Genomic DNA, 25,923 nt, shown 5'->3' on the forward strand with positions numbered 1-25,923 from the left:
CGCCCCCCCACCACAACAATTCCCCCCCAAAAAACCCATTGCGGTTTAACCGCGTTTTTGTACTACCTGTCGGCGGACACTGGCGGGGGCCCCCCCCCGGGGGGCCCCCCCCTCCCTGGGGCGCCCCGCCGTCGTTGGTGGATCTTTGGGTGCGGCTGCTGCCGCGGGTATGCCCGTTACTGCTGGGCTGCGTCCAAGGTGACATCGACATCCTGGGACTGTCCGTTCCTGACGATGGTGACCTTCACCTTCGCCCCGGCGGACTGCTCACGGACTGCAGCGGTCAGCTGGTTGGGATCGCTGATGGTGTAGTCGCCAAACTTCGTGACCACGTCCCCAACCTTGATGCCCGCCTTCGCGGCCGCGGATCCGCTGGTCACGGCGGCAACTTCGGCACCAACCGAGAAGCCAGAGTCGCTGCCCGTCGACGACTTGGCCCTGACAGAGACGCCGAACTGGCCGTGGCTCGCCTTGCCCGAGTCGATGATTTCCTGGGCCACCCGCTTGGCGTGGTTGATCGGAATGCTGAAACCGACACCGATGTTGCCGCTGGACGAGCTGGCAGAGCTGCTGCCGGCCGAAGCAATGGCGACGTTGACGCCGATGATCTCACCCTTGCTGTTCACCAGCGCTCCACCGGAGTTGCCCGGGTTGATGGCGGCGTCAGTCTGGATAACGTTGATGGAAATCGAACCCTCATTGCTGGTGCTCTGGCTCTGCCCGCCGCCGGGAGGGGCGAACTGGAAGCCCTGGTCACCGCCCTGGGAGTTGTCCGAACCGTCCTTCGGTGCAGCCGAAGAAGCCACGCTGATGGTCCTGTTCAGAGTGGAAACGATGCCGTCCGTCACCGTTCCCGTCAGGCCCAGCGGGGCGCCAATGGCCACCGCGGTGTCCCCCACGTTGACCTTCGAGGAGTCCCCCAGGGTGGCGGGAACCAGTCCGGACGCATCCGAAACCTTGATGACGGCGAGGTCGGACAGCGGGTCGGTACCCACGACGGTCGCTTTGAGGACCTTGCCATCGCTGGTCCGGACCTCGATTGCTGCGTTGGACGTTGCACCGTCCAGCGTTACGACGTGCGTGTTGGTCAGGATATGGCCTTGGTCATCGATGATGATGCCCGAGCCCGTGCCGCCTTCGTTGCCGCTGGTGGCCTTGATGGTGACGACACTGGGTGAGGCCTTTGCCGCCGCGGCCGTAATGGCGTTGACGTCGTCCTTGTTGTTGACGATCACCGTGCTGGACTGCCCAGTGCTGGAGGACGTGGTTGTTGGGTGGTCCCACAGCAAGTTGCTGCCGGCCACGACGCCACCGCCCACCAGGCCTGCCGCGAGAATGCTGGCTACCAGCGTGCCAACTCCGAACACGGGCTTGCGCTTGGTGGCAACTGCGGAGTGCTGGCCGGGAGCCTGCTGCATACCGGGTCCCTGTTGGGCGCCGTACTGTCCACCCGGGGTGCTGTTGAAGTGTGCTGGGCCCGGAGTTCCGGAAGCCTGGCCACCGTGGGACGGCCCCGGAACTCCCGGGTTTTGCCCGGAACCGTAGAACGGATGGTGCTGCGGATAACTCGGACGCTGGGCGGTCCCTTGGTACATTTGGCCTGCATAGGGCTGCTGGTTCTGGTGCGCGCCCGTATTGGGCTGGGGTGCCGTGTGCTCCCCGGGTGCCGCGTTTTGATTCTGGTTGGCGTTCCGTTCGGGAGCATCGGACCGCGGAGCGGCCGGCGGCTGGAAGGCCGGCATTGGAGCTGTGGCCTGGGACCCCGTTCCCTGACCGGAGTTCCAAGCGGGCTGCTGCTGGGTGGGAGTTGCATCCGAAGTGTTGGCTGCAGGTTCGCGCGGCTCGTTCGGCTCGCGGTCTTCCGAAGCGGCGCCCTGTGCTGGGTTCTCCGTCATGGGTCTTCCTTTCGTTCTCGTCTCCAACTAACTATGGCCCTGTTTACTGGAACAATTTCGGACGTTCGCTGGGAGCTTCCTGAAAGCCGGAATGGCTGGTGCATTGGATGACACCGGACCGCGGAAACAGGCTTCAACGCGCGGCCCCTCGGGCTTTCTCCTTCATTTCGCTGGTGGCATATTCACCCCGGTGGACGGGGTATCAGGTGCACCATAGAATCAAGAGGAATTGCCACAGCGACCTGCGGCTTTACACACCATGCGTGGGGGCGCTGAGCATTCTGTGACGATTGGATCGCCTTGTTCCAGTCGCAGACGTGCTGAAGGGTTGCACATGCGGTCAATAGTGAAACGTGTACTCGCCGTGATTGGCGTGGCTGGAGTGCTGGCCCTCCCGGCCGGGGCGGCGTGGGCCGCTGATCCGGTCACCATACCATCGGGCCAAAACATCGTCGATGATGCCAACGTCTTGGGCAACCGGAAGGGCGAAGTCCAGGACGCCATCCAAAAGACGTTGAAGGACCACAAGTACAACCTTTATGTGGTCACGGTGAACTCCTTCGAGAACCCGTCGGACCCTGCGCAGTGGGGGCAGGCTGTGGCTACCAGCAAGAAGATGGGCAAAGCGGATGTACTCTTGGCGATCTCGACCGCCGGCCAGTACTACTTCGCCCCGAACTCCACGAGTTCCATCTACTCCAAGCGGACCAACATCACCCAAAACGCCATCGTTGCGAACCTCGCCGGAGGCAAGAAGGACTATGCCCAGGCAGCCATCGACACCGCAGCAGCAATCGGTGATGCGGCTGGCGGTGGCAGCGGAACCGTGCCGAGCGGCAACGCCGGCGTCGGCGTCCTGGTGGGTGTCGGAGTCGTAGCGGCCGGCGGCGTCGGAACTTATCTTTACCTGCGCAACCGGCGCAAGAAGTCAGGACAGGCCTCGAGCGCCAGCTACGGACCACAGGGGGAACAGCTCGATCCCCTTGCCGGTCTCAGCATCCCTGAACTCCGGCAGAAGAGCGGCTCCCTGCTCATTGAAGCGGACGACGCCATCAAGTCCAGCGAGCAGGAGCTTGGCTTCGCCCAAGCCCAGTACGGCGATGCGGCGATCGGCAACTTCACCAAGGCCCTGCAGGAAGCCAAGGGCCACATGACTGAGTCATTCAAGCTTCAGCAGCAACTCGATGACCATATCCCGGACACCGAAGAACAGCAGCGCAGTTGGCTCGGCGAAATCATCCGCCGGTCCGAAGCCGCCTTGGCTTCCCTGCGGGACCAGAAGGCCGATTTCGATTCCCTGCGCGAACTGGAGAAGAACGCACCGCAGGCTCTGGCTGCCGTCACCTCCGGCGCACGTGACGCGGACGCGAAAATAGCGAACGCGGAACAGTCGCTGGAGACGCTCCGTGCCAAGTACGCCGACTCTGCCCTCGTCCAGGTCTCCGACAACATCATGCAGGCCAAGGAACGCCTGGCCTTCGTTAATAATGCAGCCACGACGGCGCAGGAGAAGCTTGGCTCCGGGGAGAACAGCCTCGCCGCGGTGGCGGTTCGCGCCGCCGAGGAGAGCCTGCACCAGACCAACGTGCTGATCGACGCCATTTCCAAGACCGCAGGTAGCCTTGAGGAGGCCCGTACCTCCTTGGAGGGCGCCGTCGCCGAAACGAGCCAGGACCTGGCACAGGCCCGGGCCATGATCCAGTCAGGCCAGCACCCCGAACTCGCCGGCCCTGTAGCGGGCGTCGAAGCAGCCCTGGCCCAGGTCAAGACCGAAATCCAAGGCGGCAGGATCGATCCCATCGCAACGCTGAATCGCGTGGAGACAGCACACCAGGCTTTGGACCAGTCGCTGTCCGGCATTCGCGACCAGGAAGAACAGGCCCGGCGAGCACAGGCATCCCTGCAGCAGACGATCATGGCCGCACAAGCACAGATCAGTGCAACGTCGGATTACATCACGGCCCGCCGCGGCGGCGTGGGAACGGAAGCAAGGACCCGCTTGGCAGAAGCCCAGCGAAACCTGGATTATGCCTTGTCGATCTCGCGCAACGATCCCGTGACCGCACTGACCTACGCGCAGCAGGCACACTCGCTCGCCGCGCAGGCCGCGCAGCTCGCGCAGGCCGATGTTGACCACTTTGGCTACGCGGACCAAGGGTACGGCCGCGGCGGCATGTTCGGTGGGGGCGGCGGAGGCGGAGGCCTCGGTGGCGCCATCCTGGGCGGCATCCTGATCAACTCCATACTCAATGGCGGCCACGGCGGCTGGGGCGGCGGCCACAGCGACGGCGGTGGGGGTGGCGGCTTCTTCGGCGGCGACTCAGGCGGAGGCGACTGGGGCGGTGGTGGAGGAGATTTCGGCGGCGGCGATTCCGGGAGCTTCTAGGCATCACCGACTGGTCCCGGCCAGCACAAACTAGGTGGGGTTCCTGCCCCATGTAGAAGCGGTACAACAACTGATCACTGATTTCAGTGGGTTCCACTGAGCAGGACGAAAGGCAACACCATGGTTAAGCAGTCCATTTTCGGTCGGATCGCACAACTCGCCAAGGCAAACATCAACGCTTTGCTTGACCAGGCCGAGGACCCGCAGAAGATGCTGGACCAGATGGTCCGCGACTACACGAACAATATTGCCGAGGCCGAGTCCGCCGTAGCGCAGACCATTGGCAACCTGCGCATGCTGCAGGCCGATTACAACGAGGACGTCAAGAACGCCCAGGATTGGGGCAACAAGGCCCTGGCGGCGTCAAGGAAGGCCGACGAGTACCGCGCTTCCGGCGATTCCGTGGACGCCGAGAAGTTCGACAACCTCGCCAAGGTGGCCATCCAGCGCCAGATGACGGCCGAGTCCGAAGCGAAGGCAGCCGAGCCGAGCATCGCCTCGCAGACCGAGGTTGTGGACAAGCTCAAGAGCGGTCTTGACCAGATGAAGAACAAGCTCAACCAACTCACCGCCAAGCGCAATGAGCTCGTTGCCCGCTCCAAGACGGCCGCTGCCCAGTCGCAGGTCCACGACGCCCTCAAGAGCATTGACATCATGGACCCGACCAGCGAGGTAGGCCGCTTCGAGGAAAAGATCCGCCGCGAAGAAGCCAAGGTCCTCGGCCAGCAGGAACTCGCGGCTTCCAGCCTCGATGCACAGTTCAACCAGCTCGAAGACCTGGGCGAGCAGACCGAAATCGAAGCCCGTCTTGCAGCGCTCAAGTCAGGTGGCAGCAAGCCTGCCCTCGGCGCGGGGGCGCCCGCTTCCTCCGGCGCCACCATCGACGAGGCAGACTTCGACAAGCTCTAAATCCGAGTCCCACACAACGAATGGCCGGGTCCCGATGGGTCCCGGCCATTCCGTGTTTAGGGAGCGGGTTTCTGCGGCCATGGCCAGCGCGGCTAGTTCGCCGGGACTCCCGCAATGCCCGGGGCGGGGCTTACTTCCGTGGCGACTTCGGCCCGGATTTCAAACCCCTTGGGATGGAAGTAGGTCACGGTGCACTCAAGGACTTCCCCGTCCGGGCCCAGTGTAGTGCGCTCCAAGCGGGGCACCAGAGGAAAGCCGCGGACGTTCAGCGCGTCGGCCAGGTGCTCGGGTGGCTCGTGCATGGTCACGGTGATTTCGGCCCGCTGGAGCGGCTTCAGGGTCCTGTCCTGGATTACTTGGTAAATGGAGTTCTTCTCCGCATCGGCCAAGCTGATGTGGCGGCCGATATGCGAGGGGATGAAGATCTCCGCAATCGCGTAGGGCCATCCAGCACTGGAGTACGAACGGCGAATGACCAGCACCAGGTTGTCGTCGGATACAAGCTTGGCTGGAACCGTCTTGTCCTTTTCCATCCACTTGTATTCGATCAGGCCCTTGACCGTCTTCATTCCGGCGGCAGTAAACGTCTCCATGAAGGGTGCCAGCCTGTTCAACATCCGGACTGGTCGCTGGGCCATAACAAAAGTTCCCTTGCCCTGGCGACGAACCAGCAGCCCCTTGGTCACCAGCTTTTCGATGGCCTTCCGAACCGTAGTGCGGCTGATCCCGTATTGGTCCATCAATGACTCTTCAGTGGGAATGCGCGAACCCGGTTCCAGCCGACTCACTTGATCCGTCAAGACGTCGGCGACCTGTTGGTAAACAGCTACTGGGCTGTCCCTCTGCAGAACCCGCGGCTTATGCGCGTCGTCGTAGTCGTCGTCGACCATGCAGACCTTCCTGGCGTTTCCTTGCACCCCTGCTGGCGGGGATTTGATACTGACACCGGCACCATGGCGTTCTGGATAAAACAAAAGCCCGGACCAGTAAATACTGATCCGGGCTTTTCCCAGTTGCGGGGACAGGATTTGAACCTGTGACCTCTGGGTTATGAGCCCAGCGAGCTACCGAACTGCTCCACCCCGCGTCGCTTGATCAACTCTACCCCATGGCGCGGGGTGGTCATGACCATTTGGCGCCAAGGTGCGTCAGATCACACCGGCATTGCGCGACCCTTCGAGATCCACTGATCGCTCTTCAAGCAAACAAAAAGTCCGGACCAGCAAATGCTGATCCGGACTTTTCTCCAGTTGCGGGGACAGGATTTGAACCTGTGACCTCTGGGTTATGAGCCCAGCGAGCTACCGAACTGCTCCACCCCGCGTCGCAAGAACAACATTACCGTCCGGTGAATGTCAGGCCAAATCCTGACGACGTGATGTGCGTCTCGCCCCTTAAAAACCGATGCCCGCTCCGTCATGGAGCGGGCATCGGACTTACCGGATGGTACCCGGGCTAGTTACTCGGAGACGGAGACGGCGTCGCGCTGGGTGTGGCGGTTGGCGAGTCCGTCGGGGCGGGAGTCACGCCCAAGCGGGTTTCGGCATCGAGGGCCTTCTTCAGCGCCTCGGACAGCTTGGTTTGCTGCTGTCCATAGCCGGCGAAGTCGCCCTTGGCGAGTGCTGCCTGGCCATCCACGATAGCTTTGTTGGCCTCGTCCAAGGCCGCCTTGAGGTCTGCCTTGGCGTCCGTGGGACCTTCCGGAGGCGACGTGGTGCCGGGCGGATTCGTTGGCGTTTGGCCGTTATTCTCGGAGTCACCGGCGGTAGCTCCGGAATTGCCGCCAAACAGTTGGTCCAAGGCCGCATCCAGCGTGGGCGCGAAACCGATCTTGTCACCAAAGGCCACCAGCACCCGTTGCAGCGTCGGGTACGAGGTCTCGCCCGTCGACTTCAAATACACGGGCTGCACGTACAGCAAACCGCCACCCACCGGCAGCGTCAGCAGGTTGCCGTTCAAGACGTCCGATGCACCCTGGCGCAGCAGGTTGAGCGCCTGGGAGACGGTGGGATCAGAGTTGAACTTGTTCTGTGCCTGGCCCGGTCCCGGCACCTGGGTGTCGGTAGGCAACTGCAACAGCCTGAGTTTGCCGTAGCTGTCGGACTTCACGCCCTTGACGTTTCCGGCGTCAGAATCAGCGGCCAGGAACCCGTACAGGATGTTCCTCGCGTTGCCGTTGACAGTCTGGGGAATGAAGGAGGATGTCAGCTGGAAAGCCGGCTTGTCCTGGTCAGGCATCTGCAGCGACATGTAGAACGGCGGCTGCTTGACGGCCTCGGATACCGTGGGATCGTTCGGAACGCTCCAAGCATCGTTGTTCTGGTAGAAGCTGTCAGCATCGGTCACGTGGTAACGACCAAGGAGTTCACGTTGGACCTTGAAGAGATCCTCCGGGTACCGAACGTGGCTCATGAGGTCGCCGGACATCTCCGAGTACGGCTTGAGGGCCGTCGGGAACACCTTCTGCCAAGCCTTCAGGATCGGATCCTGGTCGTCCCAGGCATAGAGCGTCACGGAGCCGTCATAGGCATCCACGGTCGCCTTGACGGAGTTGCGGATGTAGTTGACCGAACTGTTGGGCAGGGCCACTGTACGTCCTGCACTCGTCTGGGAGTCGGCGGTGGCATTCTGCAACTGCTGAGGCTGCGAATACGGGAAGTACTGGCTGGTGGTGTAGCCGTCCACAATCCACTTGACGCGGCCGTCCACAACCGCCGGGTAGGCGTTGCCGTCCACCGTCAGGTAGGGAGCCAGCTTCTCGACGCGGTCACGGGGATTTCGGTCGTACAGGATCTGGGACTTCTCGTTCACACCATCGGAGAGGAGCAGGTCCGACGACTGGAACTTGATGGAGTAAAGGATCCTGTTAAGCCAGTTTCCGACGTTCGGCCCACCGTTGCCAGTGAAGGTGTATTGGGTTTCACCGCTGCCCTCACGGCCGGCCGGGCGGTCCTGTTCTCGATGGGGTGCGCCCTCGGGCGCACCTACGATCGAGTACTCCGGTGAGTTTTCGCCGAAGTAGATCCGCGGCTGGTAACTGGTGTCGTTGCCCAGGACCCCGCTGGAGGGGATGCCCGACTGCAGGAAGTCCGGCTTGCCATCTGCGGTGAACTTATTGCCCTTGGCAGCCACCACTCCGTAACCGTGCGTGTAAACAATGTGCCGGTTGACCCAGGTCTGCTGGTTGGCGCTCAGTCCATCCGGGTTCAATTCGCGAACCGCAATGACGGTGTCCTGCACTTTACCGTCCACCATGTAGCGGTCAACGTTGAGTGTCTGCGGGAACTGGTAGTACGGACGGTACTGCTCGAGCTGTGAGAACGCGGACGAAATGAGGTTCGGGTCCAGGAGGCGAATGTTGGCGGCAGTCTGGGCGTCCTTCGCCAGGGCGCCGCTCGTGGCCGTGGTGGTGGCGTTGTAGGCAGACACATCGATCTTGTCCAAGCCGTAGGCGGCCCGCGTCATGTTGATGTTGCGGCCAATGAATTCCCGTTCAAGCGTGTTTTCAGAAGGGCGTACCTGGAACTGCTGGATAACCCATGGATAGACGCCTCCCGCAAGGATGGCCGTGATGATCAGCATGGCCGTTCCAATAACCGGCAGGCGCCAACGGCCGATCACCGCAGCCACGATGAACAGGATCGCCACGAGGCCCGCGGCGACTGCGAGAATCGCCTTGGTGGGGACCACCGCGTTGACGTCCGTGTAGAGGGCACCGGCCCAGCGTCCCGAAGCACTCTGAACCGTTGTGTAGCGGTCCAGCCAGAAGTTGACACCTAGCAGCAGCAGGAAGAATGCGCCCGTCACGGCAATGTGGATCTGCGCAGCCCGGCTGGTAAAGATCCCCCGCTCCATGAGACGGATGCTGCCATAAAGGTAGTGGGTCAGGATGCCCGCGATCCCGGCAACCACCGCGATGCTGATGAGGAAACCGGTGATGAAGCCCAGGAAGGGCAGGGACATGAGGTAGAAACTAATGTCCAGGTTGAACAAAGGGTCTGTCTGGCCAAACGGTTCCTGGTTGAAAAACAGGAGGGCCTTCTGCCACTGGCTTGCTGCCGCGCTGCCGGCAAAGAGGCCGAAGAGGATCGGCAGGCCGATCATGACCACGCGCCGCACGGGCTCCAGCTGCGCCTGGTACCGGTTGAGATTGTCGCGCGACTCCGCATCCGGTGCATACACCGGGCGTGAGCGGTATGCAATCCTGATGGCGAAGAAGACGGCCGCGAACATCATGCCGAAACCGACAAGGAACGTCACGATACGGGCAAGGTTCTCGCGGATATAGACCTCGAAGAAGCCCAACTGCTGGTACCACAGGACATCTGTCCACACGTTGGCGAAGAAAATGAAACCGACGACCGCCACTGCAACGACAATCAGCGTCGGAGTCAGGGCACCTCGTCTCAGCGGCGATCTTCCGGGCGGGCTGGAGCTGGCGGGACGGGACAAACTCTGTACCTCATTGGTGGTCGTCAGTTAACAGTCGGTGTGCGTGTGTTTCAACTGCTTCCACCGCTGGGTGCAGGCGGAAGCCGTCATATATGCCACGAGTGGCGGTGGAGCTAAGTTCCACCGCCAGTCTAGTTGTTTGTGCAGGTGGGAAGGCTTGCCGTGTCCTTGCCCGCCCCAAGCCGTTCCACGGCAGCGGTGGCATCTGCCAGGGTTTCCACCTTGACCACTTGGAGGCCGTCCGGAACGTGTCCAACCACGTCGGCGCAATTCGCCGCAGGGGCAAGGAACATTGTGGCCCCGTGGTCCCGGGCACCAATCATTTTCTGGGCGATCCCGCCGATGGCTCCCACAGCTCCGTCGGCTGTGATGGTGCCCGTTCCGGCCACGTGCTTTCCTCCGGTCATGTCCCCCGGTGTGAGGCTGTCCACGATCCCCAGGGCGAACATCATTCCGGCGCTCGGTCCGCCAACGTTGTCCAGCGAAATCTTCACGTCGAAAGGAAAGGTGAAATCGCTGGAAAGGAGGACACCCAGCACATAGCGGTCGTTGGAGTTCTTGGTTGGCGTGACGGTCTCAGTCACAGTCGAGCCGTTCCTTTCGACCACAACCGCTGCAGGGGCACCGGCACCCGCTGATAATTCCGCCTGGATAACACTCATGGCGGTGATCGGCTTGCCGTTGATGGAGATCAGCCGGTCACCATCCTGGATCTTGCCGGCGGACGGCGAAGCATCTGAGAGGCCAGCAACGGTGAGACGCTGCTCGAACGGGATATCCAATTCGCGCAAAGCGGCAGCCACAGCATTTTCCTGCGACGTCTCCATGGCGATCTCGCCCTGTTGGACGGTTTCCTCCGCAGTGGTCCCCTTCGGATAGATCAGCTCCTCCGGGTAGATGGCCTTGGATTTGTCCAGCCATGCACGGAAGACATCGAAGATACTGGCGGGGCTCTTCGGTCCACCGCTCATCACCACCGTAGTGAGGTCGAGATTGCCCTTCGCCGGGAAGGACTGCCGTCCCGAGATGGTGATGACTTGCTTGTCACCATCCTGACCCAAGGTATTGAACGTAGGTCCGGCGGATTCCACCACATAGGGAACTGGCAGCGCAGCGGCGCCGACCCCAAGTCCCAAGGCAAGGAGGCCGGACACGATCATGATCATGTACCTGCTGCTGCCCGGCGGTGACACCGGCGCTGAGGAGGGATCGGCGTCGGGCGTTTGACGCGGGTCAACCGAGCCCTCGGGACTGGGCGAAGTAAGCATTGAGGCCTCTCTAAGCCGGCACTGCGTGACGGCATTTTCGCTCCTGCCGCTGGCAGCGGCACAGGGAACATACCAAGCATCCACACTACGCGGTCCGGGCGCTGCCGGACTGCTTTGCCGACAGCGAACGTCGCAGGCCACAGGCAGACAGCTTTTCCACAGCGCGGTACGGTGAAAGTGATCACCAGCCAGTTCGACGATCGGCGGCACCATGTCTTCCACCCCCAACAATCCGTCAAACGACGACGAAACCCCCAAGGATCCGCTGGCCGAAATGCTGCAGAACCTGATGGGTGGCCAGGGAATGGGCAACATCGATCCCGCCGAACTGGCCAAGGCAGCCGGCCTGCCCAACGATCCCCAACTCCTGCAACAAATGTTTGCGCAGGTCCAGGCCATGATGAGTTCAACGTCCGAAGGACCCGTCAACTGGCAGCTGGCCCACGAGAACGCCCGACGCGTCGCTGCCGCCGGCAGCGACCCCTCGGTAAACACCACACAAAAACGCGAAATCGACGAAGCCCTCCGTTTGGCCGAACTGTGGCTCGATCCCGTGACGGATCTTCCTTCAACCGGCCTGATCGGCCGTGCGTGGTCCCGCGCGGAATGGGTAGAAGCCACCCTGGGCACATGGAAGCGGTTGACCGAACCCGTAGCCAACAGCATTGCCAACGCCCTGTCCAATGCCCTCAGCCAGCAACTGCCCGAAGAAATGAAGTCCATGATGGGTGGCGCTTCCTCGATGCTGCAGAACATGGGTGGAGCGATCTTCGGCATGCAGTTGGGCCAAGCCATCGGAGCCTTGTCGGCGGAAGTGGTCAGCTCAACCGACATCGGTGTCCCGCTGGCCGACTTGGAAATGGCCCTGCTGCCTGCCAACGTTGCCGAGTTCGGCGAGGGACTCAGCCTTCCCGAAAATGATGTCCGGCTGTTCCTGGCCGTCCGCGAAGCCGCCCACGCCCGTTTGTTTGTCCAGGTTCCCTGGCTCCGTGGGCACCTGCTGGGGGCCATCGAAGCCTATGCCCGCGGAATCCACATCGACATGTCGCGGATCGAAGACCTGGCCCGGGACCTCGATCCGAGCAACCCGGAAGGAATCCAGGAGGCGTTGTCGCAGGGTGTCTTCACCCCCGAACGGACTCCGGTGCAGACAGCCGCCTTGGAAAAACTTGAGACCGCACTGGCCCTGGTTGAAGGCTGGGTGGATGAGCTGACCGCCGAAGCGACGGAAAAGGTCCTGCCCTCGGCCACGGCCCTGCGGGAAACCGTCCGGCGCCGGCGGGCTACCGGTGGCCCTGCCGAACACGCCTTCTCATCCCTTGTGGGACTCGAACTCAGGCCGCGGCGCCTCCGCGATGCCGCCACCTTGTGGGCCACCCTCAAGGAAGAGCGCGGAATTGCCGGCCGCGACGCCATCTGGCACCACCCGGATCTCTTGCCAACGGCTGAGGACCTTGACGATCCCAAGGGCTTCTCGGAACGCCGCCGCCTGGCTGAAGCCAGCGACAGCGAAGTGGACGATGCCCTGCAAAAGCTGCTCAGCGGCGGATACGACTCTCCCGCCGACGCAGCGCCGGAAGGCGATCCGTCGGCCCAATCCGGACCTGATGAAGGGGAGCCTGAAGCACCCGCGAAGTAACACAACAGTGGCCGCCAGGGAAACCTGGCGGCCACTGTTGCTTATGCGACATCAATCGTTGGATGTTCCCGGGCCTTCCGACAGTCCCCGCGACGTCGCAAAGCTCACGCCCTCCAGGAAAGCCTTGGCCCGATCCGTCTCCGGATAGGCGTCCAGCAAGCGCCAGAAGGCAGCGTTGTGACCGGCCACCAAGAGGTGGGCGAGTTCATGCAGCAGGACGTAGTCGATGACCCATTGGGGCATCGGCCGGAGTTTGTGCGAAAGCCTGATGGTGCCGTCCGCCGGAGTAGCCGAACCCCAACGTGAGTTCTGGTTCGTCACCCAGCGGACCGACGTCGGGACCGCCCTGCCGCCAAGGTATATGCGGGACAAAAGCGCAGCGTGCTGGGCCAATGCGGCATCCGACGACGGACGCCTTCTCCCCTCGCCGCTCCCCCGGCGCTCTCCCTTGGCCTTGAGTTTGGCCAACATCCGACGAACCCATTCGCGTTCCTGGGCCTTGGTGAAGCTGGCCGGAATCGCCACTACGGCGTTGCCGTCCTCCCAGAACGCCGCCACAGTCCTGCGACGACGGGTAGACCGACGCACGATGACGGGAGCGCCGTCGTCGGTACGGAGCGGCAATTCGTCGACCATCAGAGCTCGGAGCTTTCCGTGAGTACTTGCAACACGGCCTCCCCGTACCGTTCAAGCTTCGAGGGTCCAATGCCCGCCAGGCCCGCCAGTTGCTCCAGGGTCTCCGGCCTGGCTTCGGCTATGGCAGTGAGCGTGGCATCCGTGAACACCACGTACGCGGGCACGTCCGCCGACTGGGCTTCCTCGCGGCGCCACTGCCGCAACGCCTCGAACGTTTGTTCCTCGTAGGTGGGAGGACATTGGTTGCATCGCCCAACCTTCCGTTCGGCCCCCGTTGCGAGCATGCTGCCGCAAACCCGGCACGACGCCGGAGCAGCGGCTTTTCGCCGCGGCGCACCCGCGCGAGTCCTGGCATTCGCAGACGCGACAGAATCAGGGCGGAGGCCATCAAGGAAACGTGATGGTTTGCGATTTGCCCGGCCACCCGGTGTGCGGGCGGCAGACCACGAGAGGTTCAGGTGTTCCCTTGCCCGGGTTATTCCCACGTACAGCAGTCGGCGTTCCTCGTCCACATCCTCCGGAGAGTCGGCGAAGGAGATGGGCATCAGTCCTTCGCTCAACCCAACCAGGAAAACGGCATCCCATTCCAGGCCCTTCGCGGCGTGCAAGGAAGCGAGCGTGACGCCCTGGACGGTGGGGGCGTGTTGGGCAACGGAGCGTTCCTGAAGCTCATTCACAAACTCCGCCAAAGTAAAGGACCCTCCCCTGCTGACAGCAAGTTCGTCAGCCAACGCCACCAAGGCAGCCAACGATTCCCAGCGTTCCCGGAGGGCTCCACCACTGTGCGGAGCCGTGTCCGTGTAACCGAGGGAGGCAATGATGTCCCTGACAACTTGCCCAAGGGGTTCCTGGGCCCCCTCCGATACGGCCCGCGTAGCGGCCCTCAGCTGCAGGATGGCGTCGCGGACTTCCTTTCGCGCGAAGAACCGTTCACCGCCCCTGAGCTGGTATCCGATACCGGCCGACGCCAAGGCCTGTTCATAGGCTTCCGACTGGCCGTTCGTCCGGAAGAGGATAGCGACCTCGCTTGCCTTGACGCCGGCATCCAGCAACTCCTGGATCTTGCCCGCGACCACGGCGGCCTCTGCTTCGTCGTCCGGACATTCGAGGAAACGGGGTTCGGGTCCGGACGGCCGCTGTGCCACGAGCTTGAGCGGTGGAGCCCACGCCGCATCTGCCACCGGGCCGCCGCTGCGTCTGGAGCCAAGGAGGTCGTTGGCCAGCTTCACTACCTGCGGCGTCGACCGGTAATCGCGGACAAGTTTAACCAGTGTCGCTTTGGGGTACTGCGCTTTGAATCCCAGGAGATGCTTCGGGGAAGCGCCGGTGAACGAATAGATGGTCTGGCTGGCATCCCCCACGACGCACAGTTCGTCCCTGCCACCCAACCAAAGGTCCAGGAGCCGCTGCTGGAGCGGAGAAACGTCCTGGTATTCATCCACCACAAAATGGCGGTACTGTTCCCGGACCGTAGCGGCCACCTTGGGATCCTCCTGCAGGATGCCCACGGTGATCAGCAGCACATCTTCAAAATCGATGACGTTGCGGTCTGTCTTGATATCTTCGTAGGCCTGGAACACCCGGGAAACCGCAGTCAGGTCGAAGCCCCCGGGGGCGCCCCTGCCCTTGGCGTTCTCAAGGTAATTCGCCGGAGTCAACATTGACACCTTGGCCCATTCGATCTCGGCGGCAAGATCACGGATGGAAGCACGGTCCGTGCTGAGCCGGAGCCTTCGCGAGGCCTCCGCGATCATGGTGGCTTTGTGGTCCAACAGGTTGGGCAGGGTTCCGCCGATGGCCTGCGGCCAGAAGAACTGCAATTGCCTCAGCGCCGCCGCGTGGAACGTCCGTGCCTGGACATTGGGAACACCGAGATCACGGAGCCTGCTGCGCATCTCGGCCGCCGCCCGGGCCGTAAACGTAACAGCCAGAAGCCGTTGCGGTGAGTACACCCCCGAATGCACACCGTATGCGATCCGGTGGGTGATGGCCCGGGTCTTGCCCGTTCCGGCGCCGGCGAGGACACACATAGGCCCAGTCAGGGTGCTTGCTACTTCCCGCTGTTCCTCGTCCAGCCCGCCAAGGATTCGTTCTTCGAGCGAACTGTCGGCGTCAACCATGCCGTGGGTCACGGCTGTAGGTCTTCGATCACGCCGCCGTACCAATGCTCAATCAGCGATCGCGCAATGGACAAACGCGTGGAGATGGTAATCTCGCCGCTCAACACGGCCGCCTGCAGTTCCTCGCGGCTGAACCACCGCGCACGGGTGACCTCAACGCCGTCGGGCTTGGCGATGGAATCGCTGGTGGTGGCCGTAAAACCCAACATCAGCGATGCTGGGAACGGCCAGGACTGGGAGCCAAGGTACTGGCAGGCCGTCACGCGAACGCCGACTTCCTCGCCGATTTCCCGGACCACAGCCTGCTCCAGGGACTCACCGGGCTCAACGAATCCGGCCAGGGTTGAGTAGTTTTTGGCATCTGCGGGCCCGCCTCCGCCCAGCAGCAGCCGGCCATCAGGGCCCACCACCGTGACGATAATGGCGGGGTCCGTCCGAGGGTAGTGCTCGGAGTTGTCCTTGGGGCAACGCCTCACCCACCCGCCGGCTTCAATATCCGTAGGCGTACCGCATTGGGGGCAATGCGTATGCGTGGCATGCCAGTTGCTGATGGCGCTGGCTTCGATGAACAACGCGGTATCGCTGGCGTCGAGCCTCGCGGCGACTTCGCGGAATCCCGCCCACTCAGCGTCATCCGGGATGAGCGATGTCCCGGGCACGGGCGGTTCACCGACCGTGAAAAGCAGCACGGCGCTGCCCTCCGGGAGGGAGGACGGACCCAATGTGGTACCCAGATAGATGGCCGTTACAGAGCTGCCTCCAGCAGCGTTCAGAACCTCCCACAGCCGGAGCGCATCGCCGAACCAGAGACCCTGCGCTGTCACCAGGGCCTTGCGCTGCGAGATGACCATGGCTTTGGCGGTTCCTGAGGCAATCAGGTCCTCCACCATGCCCGGCTTGAGGCGGGCGCCCGAGCCACGGTCCACCACGGCGGGTCGCACTGGAAGAACAGTGTCCATGAGGTGATTGGCCAGCGCTGGAGACTCCGTGTAGCTCATGTATCTACCGTACTGACTGATTCCGACAAAGAACATTTGGCAGGCCCGTATTGTGGATATGGGTGGACGCATGCGACTGGACCGCTTCGGCTCCTGTTTTCCTACGGATCTGAAGACTCGCCGCGCTGCATCATGGCCATCGGCTCCGCTCAATCTACCGTTGAAGACGTGAGAAGAACCCCGCTTGAACTTGCCGCTGTAGCAACCGCGGCGGTGCCTGGATTGGCACCGACGGCTACGGCTCATTCTTCCGATGACGACGCCGACTTCGACTCGGCGCTGTTGCTCGATGCGGAAGGCAAGCGATGGCGCGTCCGATCTCCACGGCATCCGGAAGCCAGCACCCGGCTGGAAACTGAATTCTTGATCCTGCGCGCCTTCGCGCCGGCCATCCGGGCTGAATTGCCCTTCCACGTGCCCACCATCGCGGGGACTGTCCGGCAGGGTGAACTGACGACGTTCGTCTATGCCCATCTCCAAGGTGCCACGCTCTCCATAGAGGAACTGTCCGCCGGCAACGCGGACCTCGCGCGCGACATCGGTTCCGCTTTGGCCGCAATCCATGATCTTCCCTTGGCGCTGGTCACCAGTGCCGATTTGCCCAGCTACTCAGCAAACGAGTTCCGCCAGCGCAAACTCAATGAGTTGGACCAGGCAGCAACCACCGGCAAGATCCCGGCGGCACTGCTTCGGCGCTGGGAGCACGCCCTTGAAGACGTGGCCCTGTGGCGCTTCAACACCTCGGTGGTCCATGGAGATCTCCACGAGGACAACCTGATGGTTCAGCACGACGCCGTGACAGCGGTCACCGGCTGGACGGACCTGCGTATTGGCGACCCGGCCGACGACTTCGCGTGGCTGGTGGCCTCGAACGAAGCGTCGTTCATCGACGCAGTCCTGGCACGCTACACCCAGGTCCGACGCGAAACGCCGGACGGCCACCTCCTGCGACGGGCTGCACTGCTTGCCGAGTTTGCCCTGGCCCAATACTTGGTCAAGGCCATGGCCGCGGGGCACGAGGAGATGACCGCAGAGGCGGAGTCCATGCTCCAGTCCCTCGCGGACGACATCGAAGAACAGGCAAGGCTGGACGAAGCTGCCCGCGCCGAGCGGGCGTCCGCCGAAGCCTCCGCTCCCACTGGGTCCCCCGACGGAGTGCTGCCGGCAGTCAGCGTCGCAACAATTCCGGACGCTGGCGCAGTCCCAGTTTCCGTGGCCCCGATCCCGGATGAAGACCAACCGGCCAAACCCGAGTCTTCACCCGAGGCGTCCAGTCAACTGGCGACGAAGGATCCCGAAGACGCGCCGGGGCAGGAGGACACGTCCACTGCCGCGATCGGCGTCGTTAACGTGACGCCGCTGCGTAGCTGACCCGGCTGTCGATCGGCAACCGGATCCGCTGAAGGCCACGGCAAGGATCCCCACTTCCGACTAGTCGTCACGTGCCTCATTGTCCCGGCCATGGTGGTTGAGGGCACGGGCAATGATTCCTTCGAGGTCAGCTGCCTGTCCAAGGTCATGCGGGCGGACCACGGCGTCCTCCGCGACATAGTAGAAGGCCGCGCTGACATCTTCCAGGGGGACGCCTTTGAGCCGGGACCAAGCCAAGCGGTACACCGCCAACTGCACAGCCCGCGTAGCCAATTGCTTGCCGGCGGGGCGACGGCCGGTTTTCCAGTCGATGAGTTGCCAGCGGCCGTCGGCGTCACGGAAAACAGCGTCGATACGGCCGCGGACAACGACGTCACCGATCCTTGTCTCGACAGGAACTTCCACGAACGCCGGCGCCCTGTGGGCCCACTCGGACTTCTTGAAGGCCTCAACCATGTGGTCAAGTCCATAGGCTTCGTCGATATGCGCATCCGAGCCCGGAGCCTCATCGAGGTCGAGCATTCCCGTCGTGCCGAAGTAGTCCTCCACCCAAGAGTGGAAGGCGGTCCCCTTCCGCGCGGAGATGCCTGGTTCACGGGGCACCGGTCTGCGGAGCTGGGCCAGTACAGCGGTGGGGTCTGCCCCGAGATCGACAAAAAGCGACGCTGAAATGTGGCTTGGCAAATGAACGTCGCGATGGGAGGTGGATCGCCGCTGCCTGTCCAGTAGCAGCTGCGCCTCCTGGGCCCACCGTGCGGCCCTGCCGTTGGAGTCCAGGGCGGCAAGAACCGCTTCGGGCTGATTGATGTAAGCGCGGACAGCGGAGGCGGCCGAGTCCATGCCGGCACGCCGGCCCGGAACCAACCTCAACCTGCTCCCGGTGCGGGGATCTGATGGCCCTTCCAAGGGATCGTAAGGATAAAGTGCCACCTCCAACGTGGTTGTCAGCGGGCTTGACTCCGGAAGTGCCTCTTCCGCCACGGACTCGGTATGGATGGTGACAGGGCCGTTGTCCCCGGCCAGCGGCCCCAGTTCAGACAGGAAAGGCGACATCTCCGCGATTCCGGCCCTGGAGCCGTTCCAAGCGGCACTTGAGACCCACAGAACAAACTTCGCACGGGTGTAAGCCACGTACGCCAGGCGGCGTTCTTCGGCTTCGCCGTGGTGCTGTACATCCGATTTGAAGACTTTCTCCGCATCCAACCAACCCTTTTGGTCCGGTTGGTCAAGATCCCACTGCGGAAGGTCGGCGTGGTCCCCCCTAAGCGGCCAGGGCAGCGCCGCCGCCCCACTGCTCCACCGCGAGTCCCTGTTGCTGGGAAAGGCCCCTGCGTTGAGGCCCGGAACAAACACGACGTCCCATTCCAGCCCCTTTGAAGCATGGACCGTCAACAGCTGGACAGCCTCCCGGTTGGCCTCGACGGGAGCAATATCCAAGCCGCCCTCTTCGGAGGCAGCAGCCTCCAACCAGGAGAGGAAGGCCAAAAGATCGATGCGTTGCGAGGTCTGCAGGAAACCGGCCGCAGCATCCTGGAAAGCGTCCAGGTTGCGGCGTGCCTGATGGATGCTTATTCCGGGTTTCGCGGCGACCTCGATGTCCAGGAGCATCGCGCGTTCCACTTCGCCCAGGAGCGTGGTGAGGTCGTCACCGATATAGCTGCGCAATGACCGCAACTCTCCGGACAGGTTCTGCAAGCGGTTCAAGGCTTCTTCGGTCAGCGACCGGCCGTGACCCGAGGTCCATCCTGGCCGCGGCAGGAAGTCCAAGGCCTCCACCAGGCTGGCGGCGTCGGTGATGTCGCTCTCCACCACCACGGATTTCGGGTCTTCGTCATCGTCGGGATAAGCGGTTTGGACCTCCGGGCTGGAACGTCGTCGGGCAAGGTACTTGGCCCAATCCCCCAAGGCCATGAGGTCGGCCGGGCCAATGCGCCAGCGAGCGCCGGCCAGCAAGCGCATCAACGCATCGGAGCGGCCCGGATCCGCAAGGACACGTAGTGTGGCCACAAGGTCAACAATCTCGGGGGTATCGAGAAGGCCTCCCAGTCCCACAATCTGGTAGTCAATGCCTTGCAGCTCGAACTCACGGCGAAGCGATTCCATTTGCGCACGTCGCCGGCACAGGACTGCCATGGTGGGTTTGACCGCGGTACCGTCCTTCTCCGATTCGAAGACGGTCCGCTGGTAGCGTCGGATATCCCTTGCGATAATCGCGGCCTCGTCCTCGTCGGTGCCAAACCGGCCAATCACCACACTGCCCTCGGCTGCCACGGGGCTGGGAACCAGCGAAGGAACGCGGACGACGGCGGAACTCTCCCGCTCGCCAGCCGGCCCTCCTGAAACTGCAGCCCTGTTCAAGGGCTCGGCTATAACGTTGGCTGCCTCCAGGATGGTGCGTCCATTGCGCCACGCCGTTGTCAGGAAAGAGGTAGGAGCGACGGAAAACGAAGCGGCACCGGTGACGGGGTCCGTGTTCCGCACGGGGAATTCCTGCACAAAGTGGAACAACTGACCGGCTGACGCACCACGGAAACCGTAGATCGACTGGTTCGGGTCTCCCACGGCGGTCACGGCATGGCCGTTGCCAAAGAGACGCGAGAACAACACGAGCTGTGCGTGCGAGGTGTCCTGGAATTCGTCCAGCAGTACCACCTTGTAGCGGGCACGCTCCGTGGCGGCCGCCAGTGGGATGTCGCTGGCGATCCGCGCCGCCAGCGCAACGAGGTCACCAAAGTCCAGGACGCCGCGTTTCCGTTTGGCTTGCTGGTAGCGGACCACCATGTCGGCCACGCTTGCCCGGGTTCGGAGCATGGCGGAGAGGTCCTTGGCGCCCTGCGTTGGATTCTTTGCCGCGCCGACAACGTACGGAAGCTGCTCATAGCCGGACACACGGTCCAGAATCCACTCACGAACCGCACTGGGCTCCTGCAGGTGCTCGGCACATTCGCCAGCCAGTTGGATAACGGCATTGACCAGCGTGGACTTGGCCGCGGTGAAGTGCTCGAATTCGCCGTCATAGGCCTCTACCACTTCGCTGGCCAACTGCCATGACTGGGCTCCGCCAAGAAGTACGACGTCGCGTTCGATCCCGAGCCTGAGGCCGTAGTCCGACACGATGCCGCTGGCGTACGAGTGATACGTGGATACCTTCGGTTCAAGGTGGTCCGCCTGGGCAAGGCCCTCGGGAAAACCAATCCGTCCATCGTCGGCTGCGGCAATACGCTGGAGTGCAGCGAGCTTGGCACGGATCCTGCTGGCCAATTCGCCCGCGGCCTTCCGGGTGAACGTCACGCCAAGAATTTCCTCGGGGCGAACCCAACCGTTGGCCACGAGCCACACCACACGGTCGGCCATGGTGGCTGTCTTGCCGGAGCCCGCGCCGGCAATCACGAGCCGTGGAGCCAGAGGGGACTCGATGATGCCTGCTTGCTCGGATGTGGGCCGGTTCTTCTCACCGAGGATCCCGGCGAGTTCGTCCGGTGAAAAGAGAACCGGAAGCTCGTCCGAGGGGCCACGAACATCCCCAGCCCTGTTGGCTCCGACTCCGTCCAGGACGTCGATCGTCATTCCGTTACCTGCTTTCCTCGGGCACACAGCGGGCACACGTCGGGCAATCGGCAGCCATTTCCCCCGTGTCCGCTCTTGCCGGGGTCGTGGCGAGCCTCGAACGTAGCGCCCGCCATCAGTTCCGCTGCCTCGTTGACCATTGGCTCAGCCCAGTTGTCCTTGCTGTCCAAGGCATCCTGTTGCTGGATGACGGGCGTCTTGGTTTTTGTTCCAAGTTGTGCAAGGACGGCTCCGCCGGGCGTAGGCGGCCCATCTGCGCCCAGGCCGTCCCGGTCCCCGAATGCCCCTTTCAGAACCGCGGCCTGATACGCCCCCAGCTGCGGATGCCGGGCGACCTCTGCCTTGCCTGGCTGGCGTTTGCCCGTCTTCAAGTCGACAATCACCAGCCGCCCCTCGGAGTCAATCTCCAAGCGGTCCACCTGGCCACGCAGGATTGCCTGGCGGCCAATGGAACCCGAACCATCTGGTGCCTCGCCCGGAGGAACGACGTCCGCAAGACGTACTTCGAAGTCATGTTCCACCGCCACCAAGGACCTGCCCTCGCTTCGCATGACCACCACGTACTGCGCCAGCTTCCGAACCATGAGTTCAGCCCTCTGGAAGTCGAGCTTTCCCTCCCAGTTATCCTTCATGCCCAAAGTTGGCCAACGGCGCACGAGTTCAGCGACGTATTCGGCACCCGATGCCTCTGGAAGCTCCTGTGCGATGCCGTGGACCAGGGTTCCGAGGCTGCGGGCAAAGTCGGTTGTAGGTTCCCCGCCTGCCGCCTGGACAAACCAGTCAAGCGGCGACTTGTGGACAGCTTCCACCTTTGATGGGGAAACGCTGACAGTCCCGCCGGCCGGAACGATGGCCTCCGTGGAACTCAGGGGGGCGAGTCCCCACCAGGAATCGGGATGGGCCCCCGGAGTGGGCGGTTCGGCCGCGGCGAGTCGAGCCAGGACGCGCGCGGCTTCCTGGACCAGCTGAGGTTCGCCCGCCCCGGGTTCCCCGGCCTGGGCATGCTGCCGCAGTTCGGCCACGAGCGCGCGAAGCGTCATGGGCCGGTCCACAGGCGTGTAGTCCCGCTGGAATTCGCCGGACGGCAAAGGCGCCACGTGGTCCAGGAAGGCCGAGGGCTGCTCGTCTTCCGACGAGACAGCAGTGCAGATCAGCACTTCGCGGGCACGGGATACTGCAGTGGAGAAGGAGCGGAGTTCGTCGTAGCGGATATCCCGGAGCCGGCTCAAAGGTCCCCGCCCAAGGGCGTATTCCACTCCGTGCTCCACGGCATCTGCATAAAGCGTGCTCCCAAGCAGCTCGCCGCGGAGCCGGGTGTTGGGCCATACGCCTTCCTGGAGCCCGGCGACAATGACCACCGGCCATTCACGCCCCGCAGCACTGGCCGGCGTCAACAACTCAACGCATTCCTCCAACTGGGCGCGGGCAGCCAGCGTGTCCATGGGAAGTTCCTGGTTCAGCAAGTACTCGAGGAACTGTTCCGGACCTGAGCCGGGCAACTGGTCCACGAACCGCTCAGCCGTGTGGAACAGCGCCATCATGGCGTCCAGATCGCGGTCTGCGCGGGCTCCGGCGTTGCCTCCCTCCAACGCGGCTTCGGACCATCTCGATGCGAGTCCCGTTGCGTGCCACAGGGCCCAAAGGACGGATTCAGCGTTTGCACCGGGTTCCTCAACGGCTGCAGTTCCGGCCGCGAGCATGCGGGCCAGACGACGGGCGGCGCTGCCTTCGATCCCCAACGTGGCCAACGACCCCGGTTGCAGCAAGGCTTCCACCAAGAGGGCATCACTGGCACGCCCCCCGCCGCCTTGAAGCTCTTCCCGTCGCAGTGACTGACGCAAGCGCCGAAGCTCAATGGCAGACGCGCCGCCGATCCGGGACGTCAGCAAGGAAACTGCTGCTTCCGGGGTGAGCTTGGCGGGATCGAGGGCCACGGCGTACGCCTCCAGTAGCGGGCGTACGGCAACTTCGTCACGGACAGCGGAATCTGCAACCGGCACACGCACGGGTATCCCCTGACTGACCAAATACCGCTGCAACTGCGAGATCTGTCCACCGTTGCGGACTATCACCGCGATCTGGCTGAAGTCCCTGCCGTCCCGCAATTGGGCTTCCAGGATTCGCTGGGCCACATACCGGAGTTCGTGGACTGCCGAGGGGAGCACATGGCCTTCCACTCCGCCCGCACCGGCCTTTCCCGCGACGCCCCGGTCCGTGGGCGGTTGGTCGAGGCGGCGCGCCATCTGGCCGCCGGAGCGCTGTGAAATCCGCGAGGCAACCCGCTTCCAGGCTTCCGCGACGTGAACGGTATGCCGGTGGGTTATCTCCAAGGGGCGCACCAAGACACTTTCGAGTGGTCCGCCCACAAGGGACGGAAGATCAGCCACCAGGTCCGGACGTGCCCCACGGAAACCCTGCACGACGGTGTCCGGCGAGTACGTGACCACGATGTCCTTGTTCTCACCGATGTCGGCAAGAAGTTCGAACACTGCCGGGTTGGCCTCTTGGGCGTCATCCACCAGGATCAGTTTGAGGCGATCACGCTCGGCAGCGAGGAAGGCCGGCGAGTCCTGGAAAATCTGGCGGGCCGTGGTGATGATTCCCGCAGGATCGAAGGCCTCAGGCATGCGCAGGTCCAGCACATCCCTGTATTCACGGTACAGTTCCGCGGCGGCAATCCAGTCCGGCCGCCCGCATTCGTAGCCGAGTGCCACCAAGTCCTCTGCTGTCCGTCCCGATTCGATGATGCGATCGAACAACTGGCGGATTTCATGCCGGAAGCCCCGGGTGGGCAGTGCCGCTGACAAGTCCTCGGGCCAAGGCAACTCGAAGCCGGGCTGAACGTGGCCCTCCAGCAACTCCTTGATAATGAGGTCCTGCTCCGGACCGGACAGCAGCTTTGGTTGCCGCGGCAGCGGCAGGATTCCCTCCGCCTTGGCGCGCCGGATGACGTCGAAAGCGTAAGACGCCCAGGTGCGTGCCGGCGTCGTACTCAGGCTGCGGGCGAGCCGCCCCGTGAACGTGTCCCGCAGCGCCGCGGCGGCATGCCGTCCCGGAGCGAGGATGAGAATGTTTTCCGGATCGAGGCCATCCCGTGAAACACGCCGGACTGCCGACTCGACAAGGACCGTGGACTTTCCGGTGCCCGGCCCGCCTGGCACCAGGACCGGACCGCTTCCCTGGCCCAAAGACACGACGGCTTCCTGGTCCGCTGACAATGCCGGCGCCGAATAGTGAAGTTCGCGAGGGGGTAGCAGGCGCAATGAGGCCGGGTTCTGTCGGATCTTGGCAGCAGTTGCGGTCACACAGTCATTTCATCATCGGGCACCGACAAAATATGGAGTTGACGCTCCAACTGGTCGGAGATCACATCAAGTTGGTCGAAATCCATCTCCGTTGGTGCCCACCTCGCTGCGGCCAGGTCCACTCGCCAGCGGCCTTCCCCGGTCCGCAGGAATTCCTGGTGCGCGCCGTGCAGCGGAGTCGACTCCATGATGTAGTGCCGCAGTGCTTCAGACTCATGCCCTGGCGGAGCATCACCGCTGGCCCGCAGGACGCGCCACCAGGAAACGGAGCTGCCGTAGTGGCTCATCACGGCGCCAACCTGCCGCGGACCGCCTGCTCCAAGGAGCTCTGCGACGTCACCATAGGAAACGGCTGTGCCCGGCGGAATGAGGTCCACAACGGCAAGAACCGCCGTCACATACTCCATCCGCATGTGATCAGCCTAGCTGCAGGAGTGTCGTACCCAATAGTGTCGCAGCCAGCCGGTAGCTTGAAATCATGAGTTCCTGGAATACCCTTCCCCGTGCAGCCTTCGATCTTGAAACCACAGGGAAGAATTCCCGCTCCGCCCGCATAGTCACAGCATCCATCACCGTTGTGGACGAGCACGGCGAACTGGTCAAGGAACACGAATGGCTTGCCGATCCCGGCGTGGAAATTCCGGTGGAGGCCAGTGAAGTGCATGGGATCACCACAGCGAAAGCGCGCGCGGAGGGCCGGCCTGCAGCCGAGGTCACCCGGGAAGTCGCTGCCACCCTGCAGCAACTTTTCGATGCCGGCACTCCGGTCATAGCGTTCAATGCCAGCTACGACTTCACCGTGCTAGCGGCGGAGTCGGCACGCCACGGCGTCCCCCAGTTGAGCCGCTTTCCGGTACTGGACCCCTACGTCATGAACAAGCAAGTGGACCGGTTCCGGAAAGGAAAGCGGACGCTGACCGCTTTGTGCGAGGAATACGGCGTGGACCTGGAGAACGCCCACACCTCCGCCGCGGATGCTTTGGCCACGCTCAGGGTCCTGGACGCCATGGCGGGCAAGTTCCCGAAGTTGCACATGCCCGCGTCCAAGCTGCACCATTTGCAGGTGGACTGGGCAGCCTCCCAGGCTGCGGACTTCCAGCAGTACTTGCGGCGGAGCAAGCCCACGGCGGTGATCGAAGGCGAGTGGCCTGTCCTGCCACCGGAGGACGCCAGCCGCGGCGGGTTCTAAGCCGCCACAAGCACCCGGCCCCACGATTTGCGATGCAAGTCACAAGAATTAGGGGAACTCCCAGAGTGGCACCGTGAACCGCTTCGATTCCCCGCGCCCGTCAAACTCATGAATACCCAGAGTCTCATGCAGGCTTGAGGAGTAGATTTATTCGGCGAAAGTGACGTCCTGCAATCACTTCTTCGATT

Annotated in this window: 15 protein-coding genes and 2 tRNA genes; 5 read left to right on the plus strand and 12 right to left on the minus strand. The window is 63.1% G+C overall.

The window, feature by feature from the left end; genetic code table 11:
• Positions 1–176: 176 nt before the first annotated feature.
• Positions 177–1,895: a trypsin-like peptidase domain-containing protein gene (locus ACFVSJ_RS04555; protein WP_387434796.1), complete on the minus strand. Its 1,719-nt coding sequence runs from the start codon at positions 1,893–1,895 to the stop codon at positions 177–179.
• 334 nt (positions 1,896–2,229) lie between these two features.
• On the opposite strand from ACFVSJ_RS04555, the gene ACFVSJ_RS04560 reads away from it, so the two are divergent.
• Both ACFVSJ_RS04560 and ACFVSJ_RS04565 read left to right on the plus strand, forming a co-directional pair.
• On the plus strand, positions 2,230–4,281 hold the full coding sequence (locus ACFVSJ_RS04560; RefSeq protein WP_387434797.1) for a TPM domain-containing protein: 2,052 nt from the start codon (positions 2,230–2,232) through the stop codon (positions 4,279–4,281).
• 120 nt (positions 4,282–4,401) lie between these two features.
• Positions 4,402–5,190, plus strand: a complete 789-nt coding sequence (locus ACFVSJ_RS04565) for a PspA/IM30 family protein (protein ID WP_387434798.1) — start codon at positions 4,402–4,404, stop codon at positions 5,188–5,190.
• Positions 5,191–5,282: 92 nt separating this feature from the next.
• Here the strand turns inward: ACFVSJ_RS04565 and ACFVSJ_RS04570 are convergent, their stop codons facing one another.
• The 5 genes from ACFVSJ_RS04570 to ACFVSJ_RS04590 all read right to left on the minus strand — a co-directional run bounded on the left by ACFVSJ_RS04570 (position 5,283) and on the right by ACFVSJ_RS04590 (position 10,910).
• A complete protein-coding gene (locus tag ACFVSJ_RS04570; protein ID WP_387434799.1) occupies positions 5,283–6,080 on the minus strand; it encodes a GntR family transcriptional regulator in 798 nt (265 codons plus the stop codon).
• A gap of 123 nt (positions 6,081–6,203) precedes the next feature.
• Positions 6,204–6,277 (minus strand) — tRNA-Met (locus ACFVSJ_RS04575).
• A 163-nt stretch (positions 6,278–6,440) separates the two neighbouring features.
• Positions 6,441–6,514, minus strand: a tRNA-Met gene (locus tag ACFVSJ_RS04580).
• Between the two features lie 131 nt (positions 6,515–6,645).
• A complete protein-coding gene (locus ACFVSJ_RS04585; RefSeq protein ID WP_387434800.1) occupies positions 6,646–9,642 on the minus strand; it encodes a UPF0182 family protein in 2,997 nt (998 codons plus the stop codon).
• Positions 9,643–9,773: 131 nt separating this feature from the next.
• Positions 9,774–10,910, minus strand: coding sequence for a PDZ domain-containing protein (locus ACFVSJ_RS04590; protein ID WP_387434802.1), 1,137 nt, complete (start codon positions 10,908–10,910; stop codon positions 9,774–9,776).
• Positions 10,911–11,121: 211 nt separating this feature from the next.
• On the opposite strand from ACFVSJ_RS04590, the gene ACFVSJ_RS04595 reads away from it, so the two are divergent.
• Positions 11,122–12,549: a zinc-dependent metalloprotease gene (locus ACFVSJ_RS04595; protein WP_387434804.1), complete on the plus strand. Its 1,428-nt coding sequence runs from the start codon at positions 11,122–11,124 to the stop codon at positions 12,547–12,549.
• A 51-nt stretch (positions 12,550–12,600) separates the two neighbouring features.
• Here ACFVSJ_RS04595 and ACFVSJ_RS04600 read toward each other — a convergent pair whose 3' ends face one another.
• From ACFVSJ_RS04600 to nudC, 3 genes are read right to left on the minus strand one after another with little or no spacing between them, the layout of a single operon-like run.
• The gene (locus ACFVSJ_RS04600; protein WP_387434805.1) at positions 12,601–13,185 is read right to left on the minus strand and encodes a M48 family metallopeptidase; all 585 of its coding nucleotides are present in this window, start codon (positions 13,183–13,185) and stop codon (positions 12,601–12,603) included.
• A complete protein-coding gene (locus tag ACFVSJ_RS04605) occupies positions 13,185–15,305 on the minus strand; it encodes an ATP-dependent DNA helicase UvrD2 (protein ID WP_387435204.1) in 2,121 nt (706 codons plus the stop codon). The genes ACFVSJ_RS04600 and ACFVSJ_RS04605 overlap by 1 nt, the downstream gene beginning before the upstream one ends.
• A gap of 8 nt (positions 15,306–15,313) precedes the next feature.
• Positions 15,314–16,303 (minus strand): NAD(+) diphosphatase, encoded by a 990-nt coding sequence (nudC, locus tag ACFVSJ_RS04610; RefSeq protein ID WP_387434807.1) that lies wholly within the window; start codon positions 16,301–16,303, stop codon positions 15,314–15,316.
• 168 nt (positions 16,304–16,471) lie between these two features.
• Here nudC and ACFVSJ_RS04615 point away from each other — a divergent pair, with 168 nt between their 5' ends.
• Entirely contained in the window at positions 16,472–17,674 is a 1,203-nt protein-coding gene (locus tag ACFVSJ_RS04615; RefSeq protein ID WP_387434808.1) for a macrolide 2'-phosphotransferase, read from the plus strand.
• A 60-nt stretch (positions 17,675–17,734) separates the two neighbouring features.
• Here the strand turns inward: ACFVSJ_RS04615 and ACFVSJ_RS04620 are convergent, their stop codons facing one another.
• From ACFVSJ_RS04620 to ACFVSJ_RS04630, 3 genes are read right to left on the minus strand one after another with little or no spacing between them, the layout of a single operon-like run.
• Positions 17,735–21,241, minus strand: a complete 3,507-nt coding sequence (locus ACFVSJ_RS04620; protein ID WP_387434810.1) for an ATP-dependent helicase — start codon at positions 21,239–21,241, stop codon at positions 17,735–17,737.
• Positions 21,238–24,546, minus strand: a complete 3,309-nt coding sequence (locus tag ACFVSJ_RS04625) for an ATP-dependent helicase (RefSeq protein ID WP_387434811.1) — start codon at positions 24,544–24,546, stop codon at positions 21,238–21,240. The genes ACFVSJ_RS04620 and ACFVSJ_RS04625 overlap by 4 nt, the downstream gene beginning before the upstream one ends.
• Positions 24,543–24,959 carry an MGMT family protein gene (locus ACFVSJ_RS04630; protein ID WP_387434813.1) on the minus strand — a complete coding sequence of 139 codons (417 nt, stop codon included), beginning with the start codon at positions 24,957–24,959 and terminating at the stop codon, positions 24,543–24,545. The genes ACFVSJ_RS04625 and ACFVSJ_RS04630 overlap by 4 nt, the downstream gene beginning before the upstream one ends.
• Positions 24,960–25,024: 65 nt before the next feature.
• Here ACFVSJ_RS04630 and ACFVSJ_RS04635 point away from each other — a divergent pair, with 65 nt between their 5' ends.
• Positions 25,025–25,735, plus strand: a complete 711-nt coding sequence (locus ACFVSJ_RS04635) for a 3'-5' exonuclease (protein ID WP_387434814.1) — start codon at positions 25,025–25,027, stop codon at positions 25,733–25,735.
• The last annotated feature ends 188 nt before the right edge of the window (positions 25,736–25,923 follow it).

This window comes from Paenarthrobacter sp. NPDC058040, assembly GCF_042885775.1.
Classification (GTDB): Bacteria; Actinomycetota; Actinomycetes; order Actinomycetales; family Micrococcaceae; genus Arthrobacter.

Coding starts and splice junctions, on each gene's coding strand:
- ACFVSJ_RS04600 (WP_387434805.1), bottom strand. CDS start 13,185: ATGGTCGACGAATTGCCGCTCCGTACCGACGACGGCGCTCCCGTCATC.
- ACFVSJ_RS04635 (WP_387434814.1), top strand. CDS start 25,025: ATGAGTTCCTGGAATACCCTTCCCCGTGCAGCCTTCGATCTTGAAACC.
- ACFVSJ_RS04560 (WP_387434797.1), top strand. CDS start 2,230: ATGCGGTCAATAGTGAAACGTGTACTCGCCGTGATTGGCGTGGCTGGA.
- ACFVSJ_RS04565 (WP_387434798.1), top strand. CDS start 4,402: ATGGTTAAGCAGTCCATTTTCGGTCGGATCGCACAACTCGCCAAGGCA.
- ACFVSJ_RS04555 (WP_387434796.1), bottom strand. CDS start 1,895: ATGACGGAGAACCCAGCACAGGGCGCCGCTTCGGAAGACCGCGAGCCG.
- ACFVSJ_RS04605 (WP_387435204.1), bottom strand. CDS start 15,305: ATGGTTGACGCCGACAGTTCGCTCGAAGAACGAATCCTTGGCGGGCTG.
- ACFVSJ_RS04620 (WP_387434810.1), bottom strand. CDS start 21,241: ATGACGATCGACGTCCTGGACGGAGTCGGAGCCAACAGGGCTGGGGAT.
- ACFVSJ_RS04595 (WP_387434804.1), top strand. CDS start 11,122: ATGTCTTCCACCCCCAACAATCCGTCAAACGACGACGAAACCCCCAAG.
- nudC (WP_387434807.1), bottom strand. CDS start 16,303: ATGAGCTACACGGAGTCTCCAGCGCTGGCCAATCACCTCATGGACACT.
- ACFVSJ_RS04590 (WP_387434802.1), bottom strand. CDS start 10,910: ATGCTTACTTCGCCCAGTCCCGAGGGCTCGGTTGACCCGCGTCAAACG.
- ACFVSJ_RS04630 (WP_387434813.1), bottom strand. CDS start 24,959: ATGCGGATGGAGTATGTGACGGCGGTTCTTGCCGTTGTGGACCTCATT.
- ACFVSJ_RS04570 (WP_387434799.1), bottom strand. CDS start 6,080: ATGGTCGACGACGACTACGACGACGCGCATAAGCCGCGGGTTCTGCAG.